Source organism: Marinobacter piscis, from assembly GCF_007671655.1.
Classification (GTDB): domain Bacteria; phylum Pseudomonadota; class Gammaproteobacteria; order Pseudomonadales; family Oleiphilaceae; genus Marinobacter; species Marinobacter piscensis.
The window spans coordinates 1,088,211-1,103,831 of sequence record NZ_VCGX01000002.1 but is presented as its reverse complement, the minus strand read 5'-3'; the positions used below and the strand labels follow the sequence as shown (position 1 = coordinate 1,103,831).

14 protein-coding genes are annotated in these 15,621 nt (G+C 52.2%); 13 read left to right on the top strand and 1 reads right to left on the bottom strand.

The features are described from left to right. Positions 1-231: 231 nt before the first annotated feature. Together FFI95_RS10715 and FFI95_RS10710 are read left to right on the top strand one after the other, a co-directional pair. On the top strand, positions 232-1,953 hold the full coding sequence (locus FFI95_RS10715) for an AIPR family protein (protein ID WP_144822380.1): 1,722 nt from the start codon (positions 232-234) through the stop codon (positions 1,951-1,953). A gap of 22 nt (positions 1,954-1,975) precedes the next feature. Next, on the top strand, positions 1,976-3,430 hold the full coding sequence (locus tag FFI95_RS10710) for a hypothetical protein (RefSeq protein WP_186312004.1): 1,455 nt from the start codon (positions 1,976-1,978) through the stop codon (positions 3,428-3,430). Between the two features lie 80 nt (positions 3,431-3,510). On the opposite strand, the gene FFI95_RS10705 is transcribed toward FFI95_RS10710, so the two are convergent. Next, entirely contained in the window at positions 3,511-3,849 is a 339-nt protein-coding gene (locus FFI95_RS10705; RefSeq protein ID WP_144822378.1) for a helix-turn-helix domain-containing protein, read from the bottom strand. 209 nt (positions 3,850-4,058) lie between these two features. Between FFI95_RS10705 and FFI95_RS10700 the strand changes: the two genes are divergently transcribed. From FFI95_RS10700 to FFI95_RS10650, 11 genes are all read left to right on the top strand, one after another. Then, entirely contained in the window at positions 4,059-5,048 is a 990-nt protein-coding gene (locus tag FFI95_RS10700) for a DHH family phosphoesterase (RefSeq protein WP_246069479.1), read from the top strand. A 125-nt stretch (positions 5,049-5,173) separates the two neighbouring features. Further along, positions 5,174-6,088: a sulfate adenylyltransferase subunit CysD gene (cysD, locus tag FFI95_RS10695; protein ID WP_144822376.1), complete on the top strand. Its 915-nt coding sequence runs from the start codon at positions 5,174-5,176 to the stop codon at positions 6,086-6,088. Between the two features lie 9 nt (positions 6,089-6,097). Continuing rightward, positions 6,098-7,510 carry a sulfate adenylyltransferase subunit CysN gene (cysN, locus tag FFI95_RS10690; protein ID WP_144822375.1) on the top strand — a complete coding sequence of 471 codons (1,413 nt, stop codon included), beginning with the start codon at positions 6,098-6,100 and terminating at the stop codon, positions 7,508-7,510. Continuing rightward, positions 7,507-8,100, top strand: a complete 594-nt coding sequence (gene cysC, locus FFI95_RS10685; RefSeq protein WP_144822374.1) for an adenylyl-sulfate kinase — start codon at positions 7,507-7,509, stop codon at positions 8,098-8,100. The genes cysN and cysC overlap by 4 nt, the downstream gene beginning before the upstream one ends. A gap of 30 nt (positions 8,101-8,130) precedes the next feature. Beyond that, on the top strand, positions 8,131-9,897 hold the full coding sequence (locus FFI95_RS10680; RefSeq protein ID WP_144822373.1) for an SLC13 family permease: 1,767 nt from the start codon (positions 8,131-8,133) through the stop codon (positions 9,895-9,897). A 70-nt stretch (positions 9,898-9,967) separates the two neighbouring features. Continuing rightward, on the top strand, positions 9,968-10,153 hold the full coding sequence (locus FFI95_RS10675; RefSeq protein WP_144822372.1) for a hypothetical protein: 186 nt from the start codon (positions 9,968-9,970) through the stop codon (positions 10,151-10,153). 26 nt (positions 10,154-10,179) lie between these two features. Then, positions 10,180-10,563 (top strand): hypothetical protein, encoded by a 384-nt coding sequence (locus FFI95_RS10670; RefSeq protein ID WP_144822371.1) that lies wholly within the window; start codon positions 10,180-10,182, stop codon positions 10,561-10,563. A gap of 193 nt (positions 10,564-10,756) precedes the next feature. Then, positions 10,757-11,578: an FRG domain-containing protein gene (locus FFI95_RS10665; RefSeq protein WP_144822370.1), complete on the top strand. Its 822-nt coding sequence runs from the start codon at positions 10,757-10,759 to the stop codon at positions 11,576-11,578. A 161-nt stretch (positions 11,579-11,739) separates the two neighbouring features. Next, a complete protein-coding gene (gene tviB / locus FFI95_RS10660) occupies positions 11,740-13,014 on the top strand; it encodes a Vi polysaccharide biosynthesis UDP-N-acetylglucosamine C-6 dehydrogenase TviB (RefSeq protein ID WP_144822369.1) in 1,275 nt (424 codons plus the stop codon). A gap of 142 nt (positions 13,015-13,156) precedes the next feature. Then, the gene (locus FFI95_RS10655) at positions 13,157-14,110 is read left to right on the top strand and encodes a glycosyltransferase family 2 protein (RefSeq protein WP_144822368.1); all 954 of its coding nucleotides are present in this window, start codon (positions 13,157-13,159) and stop codon (positions 14,108-14,110) included. Continuing rightward, on the top strand, positions 14,111-15,619 hold the full coding sequence (locus tag FFI95_RS10650; protein ID WP_144822367.1) for an asparagine synthetase B family protein: 1,509 nt from the start codon (positions 14,111-14,113) through the stop codon (positions 15,617-15,619). It begins immediately after the preceding gene. Positions 15,620-15,621 lie beyond the last annotated feature (2 nt).

Below are 15,621 nucleotides of genomic sequence, written 5' to 3'. Positions count from 1 at the left end.
GTGACTCGCTGCTTGAGCATTGTTCGTAAAAAAGCAAAACCTCGACGAGCTGGCAGCTATCAATACCAATTCCACGTGGCCTGTAGAGTCACCAGACCACCTCAACCATCCATGTCGACAGTTGTACGCTGGCAGTTTTAACCTGGGAACGGCGAGTGTTAAAGTGCTGATATTGATGCCCGCAGTTAACCTGAAGCAACCAACACCCCAAAACCACCCGAGCAAGCCACCATGAACATCAACCTCCTTTACCTGGACCAAATGGTCAACAAAACCGCCGAATCGCATTTGGCCGAGTTAGGTGGCCAGGCAGACAGGGCGGTGAGTAAGGCATTTGTGTTTCTGGCAGCCAAAACCCTGCTGGATCTGGATTCAGACGAAGAAGTGCTGGACTGCATCTACGATGGCCGGGGCGATTTTGGTATTGATGCGCTGTACATCTCAGATATTGTGGATGAGTCGTTCCACGTAAAGATTTTTCAGGGCAAGTACACGCGGCTGGAAAAAAGCAATGGCGCGAGTTACGAGGGTGGCAGCCACTTCCCGGCCAACGATGTGCAAAAAATGGTGTCTGTGGTGCGGACCATTTTTGACCCAAACCAGACCTATCAGGCCAGCCCGCAGCTGAAGGCCAGAATTGAAGAAATTCGGTCCATCATGGTGAACGAGGGCATTATTCCCTCCATTGAAATAGTGCTGTGCAACAATGGCTTGCCGGTTAATCGCGAGGGCCAGGATTACATTGATAACGCCCATTTCCCGGACTACGTCAACTTCCGGCACTTTAACCATGATGATTTCGTGGCGCTGTCAAAAGGCAAAAAGAAAGTTGACGAACACCTGAAGTTTGCCGGCTACCGGATAGTGGAAGACTTCAACCGCAAGCGTTTCTTCCTGGGTAAAGTGCCTGTCAGCGAATTTCACCGCATCTTTGAGAGCCACGGCGACGTGCTGCTGGAGCGAAACATTCGGAAGTTTCTGGGTACTAAAAGCAATAAGGTGAACAGCTCGATCGCTGAAACCCTGCGCAGTCCGGAAAAAAACAAAGACTTCTTTTTCATGAACAACGGCGTAACCATCGTTACGTCGAAGATCACCTACAACAACCTGCAGGAAAAAGACGTGCGTGTTGATATGAAAGGCATGCACATCATCAACGGCGGGCAAACCTGTAAGACCATACACACGGTGTTATCAGAGAATCCCGGGCTGGATGTAAACCAGTGCTTCGTGCTGGTGAGAATTTACGAACTGGATGACGACAACGACGACATCATCAGCAAAATAACGGTGGCCACCAACTCACAAAGTGTCGTGGATTTGAGTGACCTTAAATCCAACGACGAAATCCAGAGAACGCTGGCCCACTCCGTGCCGTTACTGGGTGAGAAAGACGGAAAGCCACTGTACGTTTATCAGACCAAGCGCGGCGAAAAGGCCCCTGCCAGCGTATACACCCCCATCAGCCTGGGCGTTGCCGCCGAGGCCGTGCTTTCTGTATGGAGAGCAAAACCGAACAACGCCCGGTTCCATAAAAACAAGCTTTTTGGCCAGTTGTATGACGAAATTTTCGGCGATCTGAATGCCGCGCAACTGGTGCTCGCCGTGAGCATCTGGCGGTACGTGGAAAACAAACGCAAACACGAATCCGAAAACTACATTGGCGAATATTTATTCTTGCCTTACGCCTCCAACGTACTGGCGATGCAAATCGGGCATGAACTGTTACGCGAAAAAGGCCTGACCCTGGCCCAGGTAACTCCACAAAAGTTCCCGGCGATGATCGAAGCCTTCGAAACCAACAAAGAAACGTTATACAACCAGGCCCTGACCAACACCAAACACGCCATGGAACAACTCGGCATCCGGTGCGAAGAAGCCAGTCTACAGCGAATAGCCGCAACCTTCCGGCGGGCAGATTTGACGGTGGCGATACGGCAGCGGTTTATGTGAGGGGTAGTAGCCTGAAGCTAGTATGCAATCCCTAATCAACCAGATCCTCCCCCAGCTCCAATCCAGAATCGCAAGCCCAATGTTCAACAAGGCCCATGCGATTGAGTGGTTGCAACACGGGTATGGTTTGCAGAGTTCGGTTTCTCTGAGTACCGCCAAGCGTCTCGACAGCGCGCTGGAAAAGTTCACCATAGAAATTAGCGGGTTAACTTTCCCGGCGTCGTCCGGCAAGGACGACGTACCCACTTATCAAGTGATTCTGAGCAAACTGAAACGAGTCCGCTTCAAAGACTGCACTTTTGACTGTGACCGTCTTGAGCTGCCAGGCGTTACTCAGTGGTTTGAAAGCTGCCACTTTTCAGCAGGTTGGTCGGTATCGTGCATCGGGTGCAATCATGGCTATACAGAGCAGGGCGACTCGCTGTTCGAGGATTGTACGTTTCAAGGTTCAGTAAGCATTCACCAACCCGGTGTTGACGCGGATAGTCTTGGACAATACAGCGGTCTGTTCTGGGAGTGCTCGGCAAAGTCGCTGATGCTTTCCTGCGTGAATCTACATACCCGGCTTTGGTACACCTCAGCTCCACCGTGGGAAAACAAGCAATACCTCGACGAGCTGGTAATCATCAATACCAATGCCACTTGGCCTATAGAGCTGAGCCACCAGACTATCTCAACCATCCATGTCGACAGTTGTACGCTGGCAGGCTTCGATTGCTCCGGTGTCAAGGCCGATAAGCTGAGCATCAGCGACACCGAATTGAATGGAAGTGTTAACCTGGGAATGGCAGGTGTTAAATCACTGACGTTTATGGATGCGACCTTCACCCGACCGGTTAATTGTGGTGACGCCAAAATCGGGTCTTTCGTTGTGTTGAGATCGGATTTTGAAAAGGTGTTGGCCTGCGGGTCGGCGGCTATTGAAGATGACATACGCCTCAGCTCAGTGCGTTACGCCGTCGCCCCGGATTTTCTGGATTTAGCCCTCACCGAGCAAGCTAAAGCCGCCGTCGACAGGGAAGCCTTTCGCCTGATCAAACACAGCTTTGAAGCCGTTGCTAACCGCATTGAAGCCAATCGCTTCTTCGGCCTGGAAATGGAAGCCTACCGGCGGGAATTGGAACAACAGGAGCCGTGGTATGGCCGAGAGCGCCTGCTGGTAGGCTTCAACCACTCTGTATCCCGCCACGGACAAAGTTACACCCAGCCCTTGGTACTGTTGCTGCTAACCGCAGCCATTAACGCATGGCTAGTCGTCAAGAACGGCTGGCAGCTGCCCGAGGGGCTGGTAAACGAAACCGTCCAGGCAAACATACTGGCAGTCGGCGACGCGCTTAATAACTTCGCCAAGGGCTTCACGCTGGCTCGCCCGGTTATGCACACAAACATGGAGTTCGCCAGCCTGGTGCTGGCACTGTTGATGTCTACATTCCTGTGGCACTTTCTGGTGGCGGTGCGGCGATTTCGGCGGGGGTAGGTGGACTAGGTAGGGAGGCTCCGAGGTAGAAACAGCTTTGTTGCGTTCACAAGCTGGCTATAGGTTGGTCAGTGGGCCTATTACTTGATCCATTGGTAACTGACTTGCACTGGAATGTTCATGCGGCGCATAAAGCCTGAAATCTGCTCAGGGCTCCAATGTTCCTTCAGCCGTTCAGAGACCCAATCTGTCAGCCACTGTACTCGTTTGTGGCGCTTGAAGGCGGTTCTACGCAGGGTGTTCGCCTGACGCTGCGCCATCTCTGGTTCATAGCCATGAACGCTGTTACGCCGCAACTCGCGGCTGATCGTGCTGTCGTGGCAGCCCAGCATTGCAGCGATCTGTCGTTGGCTTTTGCCGGCCACACGCAGGGCCGAAATCTGGTATCGTTGTGTCTGGGTCAGTTGTCGGTACTTCATCACTGCTTCACTTTGGTCGGTAAAGCCCGTGAGGGTACCGGCGACGGCCCTCCCGCCTCTACCTGGTTATGCCAAAGCGCTGCAGTTATTATCTGAATTCACGAGCAAAGTTACCGGTTGGAAGTACGTGAAGCAGAGCATCAGAAGAGTTCTTGGGGCAGATAACGTTCAAAAGGTCAAAGTGATTATGCGAAAAGCGCGAGTTTGAATTGGACTATAAAACAGTAAGCCCTATGAAAACCTACGACACCTTCAACGGCGACGCAGACGGCATCTGTGCCCTGATCCAGCTCCGCCTGGCTACCCCCTGTGAATCCACACTGGTCACAGGCGTAAAGCGCGACATAGCCCTGGTTCAGCGTATTCCGGCTGATGCCCCTGCGCAGGTAAATATTCTCGATATCAGCCTCGATAAAAACCGTGCTGCGGTTGATAAGCTGCTGGCAGCCGGTTGTTCCGTTTTTTACGTAGACCACCATTTCCCGGGCGATACCTTGCCGGATGCATCTGGCTTTATCTCGTTAATCGATACGCAGCCCACCACCTGTACCAGCTTGCTGGTGGACCAGTATTTAGGTGGCCGTTTTCATAACTGGGCGATTACTGCGGCCTTCGGGGATAACCTGAATTCAGTGGCTGAAGAATTGGCGCAAAAGGCGGGTCTGTCTTCAGAGCAGGCCAGCGCACTGAAAACCCTGGGTGTGTGCATGAACTACAACGGTTATGGCGCCACCGTGGAAGATCTGCACTTTCATCCGGCGGATTTGTACCGGGAGTTTGTGAAATTTGCAGACCCGCTTGATTTGATCGCCTCTGAGCCTGCCGCCTGGCAACAGTTGCGTGACGGGTATCAGGCGGATATGGAGAAAGGCCTCGCGGCGCCTGTACTAAACGAAACCACCACCTCTCTCGTGGTTAAACTGCCGGATGAAGCCTGGGCCCGCCGGGTGAGTGGTGTTCTGGGCAATGAACTGGCGAACCGCAATGCGGATAAGGCCTGTGCCATTGTGACGGAGAAGGCCGATGGTAGTTATCTGGTGAGTATTCGTGCGCCGTTGAATAACCGCACCGGTGCGGATGAAGTTGCACGCCAGTTTCCCACAGGTGGCGGGCGTAAGGCGGCGGCCGGGATTAATGAGTTGCCGGCTGAGCAGTTGGATGCGTTTGTTGGCGTGATGTCCAATTTTTGGGATAAATGATTATTTGCCACTAAATCCACTAAAAAACACGAACAAAGACTACTGATTAGATAGAGCAAGGCGTTTTATCTTTTATTTCGTGTTCTTTCGTGGATTTAGTGGCCAAACAAATAACTGGAAGAGTAATGACCTTAACACCCCCCAAGAAAACCCATCTCAAACAGCTTGAGGCGGAGTCGATTCACATTATTCGCGAAGTGGCGGCGGAGTTTGATAACCCGGTAATGCTGTACTCCATTGGCAAAGACTCAGCGGTAATGCTGCATCTGGCCATGAAAGCCTTTGCACCGGGCAAGCCGCCGTTTCCGCTGATGCACGTAGACACCACCTGGAAGTTCCGGGAAATGATCACTTTCCGGGACAGGATGGCGGAGAAGGTGGGCATGAAATTGTTGGTGCATACCAACCCGGAAGGCGTGGAGCAGGGCATTGGGCCGTTTACCCATGGCAGTGCCACCCATACAGATGTGATGAAAACTCAGGCCCTGAAGCAGGCGTTGGATAAGTACGGCTTTGATGCGGCCTTTGGCGGTGCTCGCCGGGACGAGGAAAAATCCCGGGCCAAGGAGCGGGTGTACTCGTTTCGGGATAAATTTCACCGCTGGGATCCGAAAAGCCAGCGCCCTGAGCTGTGGAATCTGTACAACGGCAAAGTGAGCAAAGGCGAGAGCATTCGGGTGTTCCCTTTGTCTAACTGGACCGAGCTGGATATCTGGCAGTACATCTATCTGGAAAACATCGACATTGTGCCGCTGTATTACGCGGCGGAGCGCCCGGTGGTAGAGCGCGATGGCACCCTGATCATGGTAGACGATGATCGCATGCCACTGGAGCCGGGCGAGAAGCCCATGATGAAAAAGGTGCGTTTCCGCACCCTGGGCTGCTACCCCCTCACCGGTGCCGTTGAATCGGAAGCCGCCACATTGCCGGAAATCATTCAGGAAATGCTGCTGACCACTACCTCGGAACGCCAGGGCCGGGTAATCGACCATGATTCCGCGGCGTCTATGGAGCAGAAAAAACGCGAAGGGTACTTTTAAGGAATAGTTATGTCTCATGCATCCGAATTAATTGAATCCGATATCCTTGCGTACCTGGATCAACACGAAAACAAAGACCTGCTGCGATTTTTAACCTGTGGCAGTGTTGATGACGGTAAGTCCACGCTGATTGGTCGCCTGCTGTTCGATTCCAAACTGATTTTTGAAGATCACCTGGCTTCTTTGCATAAAGACAACGAGCGCCAGGGCAATGCCGGCGATGCGCTGGATATGGCGCTGTTGGTGGATGGCCTGGCCTCTGAGCGGGAGCAGGGGATTACCATCGATGTTGCCTACCGGTACTTTTCAACCGATAAGCGCAAGTTCATCATTGCCGATACCCCGGGCCACGAGCAGTACACGCGCAATATGGCAACGGGTGCCTCGACCTGTGATCTGGCGGTGGTAATGGTAGACGCCCGTAAAGGTGTGCTCACCCAGACTCGCCGGCACTCGTTTATTGCCTCCCTGTTGGGGCTGAAGCACGTTGTGGTTGCCATCAATAAAATGGATCTGGTGGACTTCAATGAGGCCCGCTTTAACGAGATTCGTGAGGATTATGAACAGCTGGCCAGGCAGTTGGGGCTGGGGAATGTCTATTACGTGCCGATTTCTGCCTTGAATGGCGACAACGTGGTTAACCGGAGTGAGAATACCCCCTGGTACCACGGCGAAACGCTCATGAACATTCTGGAGCATGTGGAATTGCGCCAGGATCAGAACGTGACGGATTTTCGCTTCCCGGTACAAATCGTAAACCGGCCGAACCTGGATTTTCGGGGCTATTGCGGCACCGTAGCCAGTGGCGTGGTGCACAAGGGGGATGAACTGGCGGTATTGCCTTCGGGCATGACATCCCGGGTTAAAGGCATTCATACCTACGAAGGCGAGATTGAGCGAGCCTGGCCCGGTGATGCAGTTACCATCACCCTGGAAGATGAAATCGACGCATCTCGCGGGGATATGCTGGTGCACGCTAACCAGCAGCCGGTCATGGGCCAGCGCTTTGCCGCCCATGTGGTCTGGATGAGTGAAAACGCCCTGGTGCCCGGCCGGGAATACGGCATTAAAATGGGCACCAAAGTGACCGGATGCTTTGTGAACCGGGTGCTGGAAGAAATTGATGTGAACAGTCTGGAGCGCAGTACCCAGACGGCCAGTGGCCTGGAGCTGAATGGAATCGGCCTGTGTGATATTGAATTGGCAGAGCCTGTGGTTCTTGAAGATTACCAGAACCACCCCGGCACAGGGGCCTTTATCCTGATTGACCGGCTGAGCAACGTAACCGTAGCCGCAGGCATGGTGAACCATACACTGGACGGAGCTGGTGAACAGCCGGTGCGCGAGTACACCGAAGCCGAGCGCAACCTGAACCGGTACATTCGAGAGAATTTTCCCGAGTGGGGGTGTAAGGCGGTATGAGCAACATAGTCTGGCACAACCACAAAGTAACCCGCGCCGAGCGCGCATCTAATAAGAACCAGAAGCCTTGTCTGCTCTGGTTTACCGGCCTGAGTGGTTCCGGTAAATCCACCGTGGCCAATGCTCTGGATGTGGCTCTGCACGAGCGGGGCTATCACACCTTTTTGCTGGACGGCGACAATGTGCGCCACGCTCTGTGCAAAGACCTGGGTTTCACGGACAGCGACCGTATAGAAAATATCCGCCGTATTGGCGAGGTGAGCAAGCTCTTTGCAGACGCCGGCCTGATTGTGCTCAGTGCGTTTATCTCGCCCTTCACCAGTGATCGCCGTTTGGTGCGCAACCTGTTCCCCGCCGGAGAGTTCATTGAAGTGTTTATGGACACTCCGCTGGACACTTGCGAGCAGCGAGACCCTAAAGGCCTGTATGAAAAAGCCCGGGCGGGGGAGATTCGTGACTTCACTGGTATAGATTCGCCCTATGAGGCGCCCGAACGCCCGGAGTTGCGGCTCGATACGTCTTCAATGAGTGTGGATGAGTGTGTGAACGCGCTTATCGATTTTCTCATCGGCAACCAACTCATTCGTTAACGGGGTTAACCCCGATCCGGGCTTCATCGCATGGAATGGCAGGCGGTTTTAACGCTGTTTACATTAACCGGGGTGTTGGCAACTCTGGTGCTTACCCGGGCATCTGCCGATCTGGTGCTGATGAGTGCGCTGGCATTATTGCTGCTGACCGGGGTGCTGGGGCCGGCTGAAGCGCTTTCCGGTTTTTCCAATCCGGGTGTAATCACCATTGCCACACTGTATGTGGTGGCCGCAGGCCTTAAAGAAACCGGGGCCGTGCAGTGGATTGCTCGCTTACTGCTGGGCCATCCCAAAACGCCCCGCGGTGCCCAGCTGCGCATGATTGCACCTACCGGCGTGTTGAGTGGTTTTATGAACAATACGGCCGTGGTGGCCATGTTCATCCCGGCCATTCAGGACTGGGCCCAGCGCCTGGGTATTCCCGCTTCCAAGTTGCTGTTGCCCCTCAGTTACACGGCCATACTTGGGGGCACTTGCACACTGATCGGTACCTCCACCAACCTGGTGGTGGATGGCATGCTCCAGAGCCGACTCGGAATACATCTTGGGCTGTTTGAACTGGCCTGGGTGGGCGTGCCCTTATTGCTTGTAGGCGGTGCTTTTCTGGTACTGGTGGGCCATCGACTGCTGCCCGACCGGGGAAGCTTAACGGAAGAACTGGACCAGGTTCGGGAATACGGGGTTGAGGTGGAAGTGACCAGCCCCGGCCCGCTGGTGGGAAAGACCATTGCCGAGGCAGGGTTACGGGCGCTTACCTACGGTTACCTGACAGAAATAGACCGGGGCGGACGATTGCTTACAGCGGTAGGGCCAGACCGCACATTGCAGGGCGGCGACAAGCTCTATTTTGTAGGCGCCCCGGAATGCGCCAGCGAACTGCGCCGCATTCACGGCCTCAAACCGGCCAACGGTAATGTGCACAAACTGGCAATACAGAACAACCAGCGATGCCTGGTAGAGGTGGTGCTGGGGCCAGAATTTACGGCGCTGAATAAAACCATTCGCGACAGCCGCTTCCGCACCCGTTTTAATGCCGTGATTCTGTCCGTATCCCGCGAGGGCAAGCGGGTGCCGGGTAAACTGGGTGATATCACCTTTCGCATGGGCGACACCCTGTTACTGGAGGCCAGCCACCAGTTTGAAGAGCAATACCGCTTCCGCCGGGACTTTCTGCTGGTGAGCGCCTTAAACGATTCAACACCGCCGGATTTTCACAAGGCCCCCAGGGCACTGGGCATATTGGCGGTAATGGTATTGCTCAGTGCCAGCGGCCTGCTGTCGATTCTTGAAGCGGCGTTCTTAGCCGCCGGCGGCATGATTGTCTCCGGCTGCCTTACCGCCAGTCGCGCCAGACGCAGCGTCGATTTGCCGGTGCTGGTGGTGATTGCCGCCTCGTTCGCCCTGGGCAACGCCATGACACAAACTGGCGCTGCCCAGTGGGTCGCCGGTGGTTTACTGGGCTTCGGCCCGCTCACCCCCTGGCTGGCGCTGGCTATGGTGTATGCGTTAACCGCCCTGTTTACCGAAATGATCACCAACAACGCCGCCGCCGTGCTGATGTTCCCCATAGCACTAGCAGTGTCTGAACAACTGGGCGTGAATTTTATCCCCTTTGCCGTCGCCGTCATGTTCGCCGCCTCTGCGTCGTTTATCACCCCGCTGGGTTACCAGACCAACCTGATGGTATACGGCCCAGGGCGCTACCGGTTTACGGACTATGTGCGGATTGGGGTGCCGTTGTCGGTGCTGGTGGGGAGTGTAGCGGTTGGGTTGATACCGGTGGTTTGGGGGTTTTGATGCGATATTTGCAGCACCTCAGCGCCGTGCTTATAATGTGTACCTGAACACACCTATTGAGGTTGATTCTATGAGTGTTGCAGCAATGAGCTTTATTTCCGGAAAAGATGAAGCCACGACAAAACGCATCACCAAAAAGAAGTCGCCGATTAACCGCACCCGCATGAAGCAGGCCCTGAACAGCGGCAAAGCGACTAAAGTTCCACACGGACTCTCACGTGAAGAGATGCGTCAGTTCATCCTTAATGCGCAGTGAGAGTGCGCTTAACAAGGATGTTGTGAGTGCAGTATACGGTAGAGTTCCTGCCTAGGTTCGCCCAAGAATTTGGCAATTTTCCAGAAGAACACCAAAACAAAGTACTCGATTTCATACGAACATTTCAGATCCATGGGCTCTCAGATTTTTCCATCTATGAGGGAAAAATCGCGCCAAGTTGGGTGTCTGGAAGCCCTGAGTATTATTTTGCTCGTTCTAATGCCTTGTGGCACTACCACATAGGCATTCCTGCTTACACACAGCGCCACGGCCGCTATAAAACCTCTGATATGGTGCTTCACTTTCAGTGGAAGAACAAAGGAAACCATATAAGCTTGGTGGATATGTACGATCACTACACCAGCGAAGGCCGGTTTTACCTGCCTTCGGGACACTATCTGGATCGGTGACGGAATTACAACTGCGTCAGCCTCCTTTTCCTTTATCAACCCGCTGGGTTACCAGAGCAACCTGATGGTCTACGGCCCTGGCTGAGGAAGATCAGAAGCGATCATCTCAACGAACACCGACACTAGGTAAACCCTGATAAATGACCGAGCTCTTTCTCAAAAGCTGGAACTGCAGCAACCTGAAGCAGCAGCGATGAAAGAGGTAATGGAAGACCACGAGCTTTTTGCTGCCTTGTGTCGCTCCACCTACTTCAAGCAGGCGTTGGAAACCCACCCGGTCATAACCCGGCTAAGAAGTAACGTTTTTAATCCTGGGGGAGGTATTGCGCCTCTACCAATTTGTATAGATCTGGATGGCATCGCGCAGCATTACGGGCTCCCAACCCAATACCTGGATATCACCAGTAATTTTTCAGTGGCCAGCTTTTTTGCCACTCAGCGTTGGGACAGCAAGGCCAAAAAATTCGAACCCATGCGGATGAACCCGCTACCCGGTGTTATTTATCACCTTCAGCCGGATGTTCTCATAGCAAAACCAGGTAATGGCGGTATCCCATACACGCCCGTTGGCTGGCAACCGTTTCCAAGGCCAGAGCAGCAACGGGCGAATGCTATTCATCTGGGAGCAGGTGAGGATTTCGTTAAAACACTGCCTGTGGCCAGTTTCCGTTTTAAACACAGCCGCAACCAGTCGAAACGAATCCACGAGGAATTTGAGGGCGGAGACAAACTCTTCCCAGCGGATGATCTGGCTGATTTTGCCGAAAGTGTGCAAAGCAAAACCAGCTTTCCTCAGTGCACCCTCGACGAGGCCTTCAGGCTCTACGAAAAGCGCAGAAAGCCCCAAGACACAGCAGAAAAACGCGAAAGCCTAATGTCCCGGGCCGGTATTACACTGGACAGCCAGGAAAGCCATGTAACCCAGCAGTGGGATTTCTGCCAAAAGAAATTCGATGCCGAGATTCAGCGAATGCTGGGTAGGGTGCGGTTTCGAGGTGTGTGCTATGCCCTGTGAGCCGTTATTTCCAAGCCAATATGGAAGCATTGTTAACCACCTACCTGGACGAGTAGCTGGCAGGTTTCGATATTCGAAAAGAACTTGCGCTCCTCAACTCACCGGCGCCGCTAAGCGAAATAATACGGAACATTCTCATCAACTGATCGAAGTAACATTACATGACCACCAATAACCAAGCCCTAGCCATTATCGGCCTAGGCTACGTAGGCCTCCCCCTCGCAGTAGAGTTCGGCAAGAAACGCAGCGTAATCGGCTTCGACATCAATCAAAGCCGTATTGACCAACTCCGAAACGGCCGCGACGTCACGCTCGAAGTGGAAGATGAACTCTTGGCTGAAGCCACGGGCCTGAGCTTCACCAGCAATGCAGACGACCTGAAGGCTGCCAACACTTACATCGTCACAGTCCCGACGCCCCTCACAGAACACAAAGCGCCCGATTTGACTCCATTGATTAAAGCGAGCGAAACCATTGGTAAAACGCTCAATTCGGGCGACATCGTGGTTTACGAAAGCACGGTTTATCCGGGTGCGACTGAAGAAGACTGTGTACCGGTTTTGGAGAAGGCCTCCGGCCTGACCTTTAACCAGGACTTCTTTGTAGGCTACAGCCCTGAGCGCATTAACCCTGGTGACAAAGAACACCGAGTAACAAGTATCAAAAAAGTGACCTCCGGTTCCACGCCCGAAGTGGCAGAGTTAGTGGACAAGCTCTACAAGGAAATCATCACCGCAGGAACCCATAAAGCCAGCAGTATAAAAGTAGCTGAAGCGGCAAAAGTGATTGAGAACACCCAGCGGGATCTGAACATCGCTCTGATCAATGAACTCGCTGTGATTTTCAATAAGCTGGGAATAGACACCGAAGCCGTGCTTGAGGCAGCTGGCACTAAATGGAACTTTCTACCCTTCCGGCCAGGTTTGGTGGGCGGTCATTGTATTGGTGTGGACCCTTACTATCTCACCCATAAAGCTCAGTCCATTGGCTACCACCCGGAAATTATCTTGGCTGGCCGTCGCCTGAACGATGGCATGGGCGCTTACGTGGTCTCTCAGTTGGTGAAAGCTATGTTGAAAAAGCGGTTGCATATTGAGGGTGCGAGAGTGCTGGTAATGGGGCTGACTTTCAAAGAAAATTGCCCGGATCTGCGGAACACTCGTGTTATTGATATTGTTCGTGAACTGGCTGATTACAACACACAAGTGGATGTGTACGACCCATGGGTTTCGGCGGCTGAGGCTCAGGAGGAATACGGAATAGCGCCTGTGACACAGCCAGAGCATGGGGCATATGATGCCATTATTCTGGCTGTGGGGCACAAGCAGTTTAAAACGATGGGAGTAGAGGAAATTCGGAAGCTCGGGAAGGGTGAGCATATTCTTTACGACTTGAAGTACCTGTTACCTGCCGATTATGTGGACCTGCGGCTGTAACACACATAGATGTATGGCAATGAATGTATTTATAGTACGTAATGCGGAGCTTACCGAGCTACATTTTATCGAGCTGTTGTTAGAGCGAGGTGATAATGCCTTGCATCTAAAGATAAAAAATCAGAAAATTGAGTGAGTGATAATGCAAGACCCTGAGCTGCCATTTTTTAGTGTTATAGTCCCGGTTTATAATAAAGAGCTGCACATATCGCGTTCTATCGAGTCGGTTCTTAACCAATCGTTCTCAAATTTTGAACTGATTGTGGTTTGCGATCCCTCTACGGATAACAGTAATGCTGAAGTCGCAAAGTTTACCGATCCGCGTATTCGAGTTTTTTATCGCGATGAGCCTGGACCAGGGGGATATGCTGCCAGAAACCTTGGTATCTCAGAAGCTAAAGCAAAATGGATTGCCTTTCTAGATGCAGATGATGAGTGGTACTCTGAACATTTAATGAAAATGAAAGAGGGCATTAACAAATATCCAGATTGCATGTTTTTCTCATGTGCCAGAATAGCTGATTTTAAAAATGTTCGGAAAAGAGATGCCTTCTCTTTGTCTCAAAAATCAAATCCCGTGACAATAACATTTTTAGAATATTTGCAGCTCTGTAAATCTGGTAGACGGCCCAATAACACCAACTCTGTCGTGATAAATAAAAGATTGATGCCAAGCTCTATTTGGTTTCCAGAGAGTCGTTGTGATCGGTCAGGTGACCTCTATCTTTGGGTTGTTTTGATGTCTAAAGCGAAAGAAATGGTTTGGCTTTCGCATGTGGGTTCTATCTCTTATAGAGATATTGTTGGTGTATCGAAAAGTAGTGTCCCGAGTATAGACATTAATAAGCAAATGGTAGCAGAGGTATCTGAAGAGCTAACTGACTGTGAGTTGCAAGCTCTGAGGTCATATTCTAACAGGCTCATAAGAACAGCTTGGTTAGAGGTTCGCAGAATTGGTAGGTTTGATTCGGGAAGATTATATTCTCATTTTTTCTGGACAAAAAAAGATTTTGGATTTTGTTGTTTTTGGTCTTTTGTTTCTTTACTTCCATCTCAGGTGATAAATCTTGCAAGATCTATTAAAGGTGCGATTTAAATGGTATCGGAATATCTATCGATTTGTCAGGAATATCATCTGGCATCAGACCTAGCCGCCGAACACCCCCTATACCTCTACTGGCCAAAAGACAAATCAACCCTTCTCTACAGCCAGTCCATCACCGAGCTACTGGACGACTCCCGCGTACCCAAACCACTGGCCATCTCCAACGAAGGCGTCTCCTTCTTGCTACAGAGCGGCGTGGTTCCGCCGCCTAAAACCGCCTACGAAGATATCTATATTCTGGGTATTGGTGATCAAGCCAAGGTATCAACCCAAAACGGCAAGGTAGAGGTCGAATTCACCCACGAATTCCCATTCCTGAATGGCAATCGGTTATCACCCGGCGAAATGGAGCCGGACGAGGACAAGATCCTTGAAATGCTGGCGGAAGCCACGATCAGCCGTATAGACCCTTCCCGGCCTAGTTTTCTGTTCCATAGCGCAGGCAAAGACAGCAACAGCATCGCCCTGGCGCTGGCGGAAGCTGGCTGGCAAGACAAGGTGACGCTGATTACCCACAAGTCCAAGGGTAAGGTTGACGAAAGCGAAATTAGCGCGAAGATTGCCAAACAACTCGGCTTCAGGCACCAGGTCTTGCACGAGGTAGACAAGCTCAGGTCGGAGCACAAACAGGCAATCCACGACTACTTTGTGAATGCGCCTTTTCCGTGTACAGACAACGTAACGCTCGCATATCCACTCTACGCCTGCCAGATACCGGAGCTGAAAGGGGCGAATGTGATTGATGGCGGCGGCAACGATAGCCACATGACCACCCCGCCAACTACGCGTGACCTGAAAGCCATGCCTTTTGCTAAATTCGCACACAACGCGAGTGTGTTGCGTAACTTGGTTAAATCAGAAAGCGTTATGACCCCTATGCTGCGTACCCCGGCGGAGTGGTGTGGTATGAGTGGGTTTAGCCTGGGCGACACAAAGAAGATTTTTTCTGGCGCCAGTAATGTCTACGGGCACTGGAAGCATGAAAGCTTAGCGCGAGCAGATTGGGATTTGTTTGATCTGAAAACATCCGTGTATTCGTCGGTGACCATTGCGGAAATGCACATGAGAAAGGCACGGAATTTTTCCGACTCCATTAATTCAAACCTAGTACTGCCGTTCGCGCATGAGGGTATTGCAAAATACTTTCAACAGCTCCCGGAAAAACACCTCTTTGACCGCACCACTCTCAAAAACAAACTGATCCTCCGAAAAATCCTGAAAGACCGCCTGGGGCTTGATTCGGATGAGCTTGGCAAGCTTGGCTTCAGCTACGATTCTCGCTCCGTAGTGCTGCAAAACTGGGACGATATAACCCATGAAATCTATGCCTGCGAACTGTGGAGTCAGGCTGGGGTGCGTGAGGTTGTTCAGCGGTTGCGTAAGCGGATGGATGGGAAAGGCTGGGGGGCAGGTACTTCTGGCCGGCTGTTGTATAAGCTTTACGTTTTGAGTTGTTGGGTTAATAAGAATCGGTGGATTAATCCGATTACGGCTTCCTAAAA

Excerpts from the sequence above, each read along its gene's own strand:
- FFI95_RS10715 (WP_144822380.1), top strand. The coding sequence starts at position 232 with ATGAACATCAACCTCCTTTACCTGGACCAAATGGTCAACAAAACCGCC.
- FFI95_RS10710 (WP_186312004.1), top strand. The coding sequence starts at position 1,976 with ATGCAATCCCTAATCAACCAGATCCTCCCCCAGCTCCAATCCAGAATC.
- FFI95_RS10705 (WP_144822378.1), bottom strand. The coding sequence starts at position 3,849 with ATGAAGTACCGACAACTGACCCAGACACAACGATACCAGATTTCGGCC.
- cysD (WP_144822376.1), top strand. The coding sequence starts at position 5,174 with ATGACCTTAACACCCCCCAAGAAAACCCATCTCAAACAGCTTGAGGCG.
- cysN (WP_144822375.1), top strand. The coding sequence starts at position 6,098 with ATGTCTCATGCATCCGAATTAATTGAATCCGATATCCTTGCGTACCTG.
- cysC (WP_144822374.1), top strand. The coding sequence starts at position 7,507 with ATGAGCAACATAGTCTGGCACAACCACAAAGTAACCCGCGCCGAGCGC.
- FFI95_RS10680 (WP_144822373.1), top strand. The coding sequence starts at position 8,131 with ATGGAATGGCAGGCGGTTTTAACGCTGTTTACATTAACCGGGGTGTTG.
- FFI95_RS10675 (WP_144822372.1), top strand. The coding sequence starts at position 9,968 with ATGAGTGTTGCAGCAATGAGCTTTATTTCCGGAAAAGATGAAGCCACG.
- FFI95_RS10665 (WP_144822370.1), top strand. The coding sequence starts at position 10,757 with ATGAAAGAGGTAATGGAAGACCACGAGCTTTTTGCTGCCTTGTGTCGC.
- tviB (WP_144822369.1), top strand. The coding sequence starts at position 11,740 with ATGACCACCAATAACCAAGCCCTAGCCATTATCGGCCTAGGCTACGTA.
- FFI95_RS10655 (WP_144822368.1), top strand. The coding sequence starts at position 13,157 with ATGCAAGACCCTGAGCTGCCATTTTTTAGTGTTATAGTCCCGGTTTAT.
- FFI95_RS10650 (WP_144822367.1), top strand. The coding sequence starts at position 14,111 with ATGGTATCGGAATATCTATCGATTTGTCAGGAATATCATCTGGCATCA.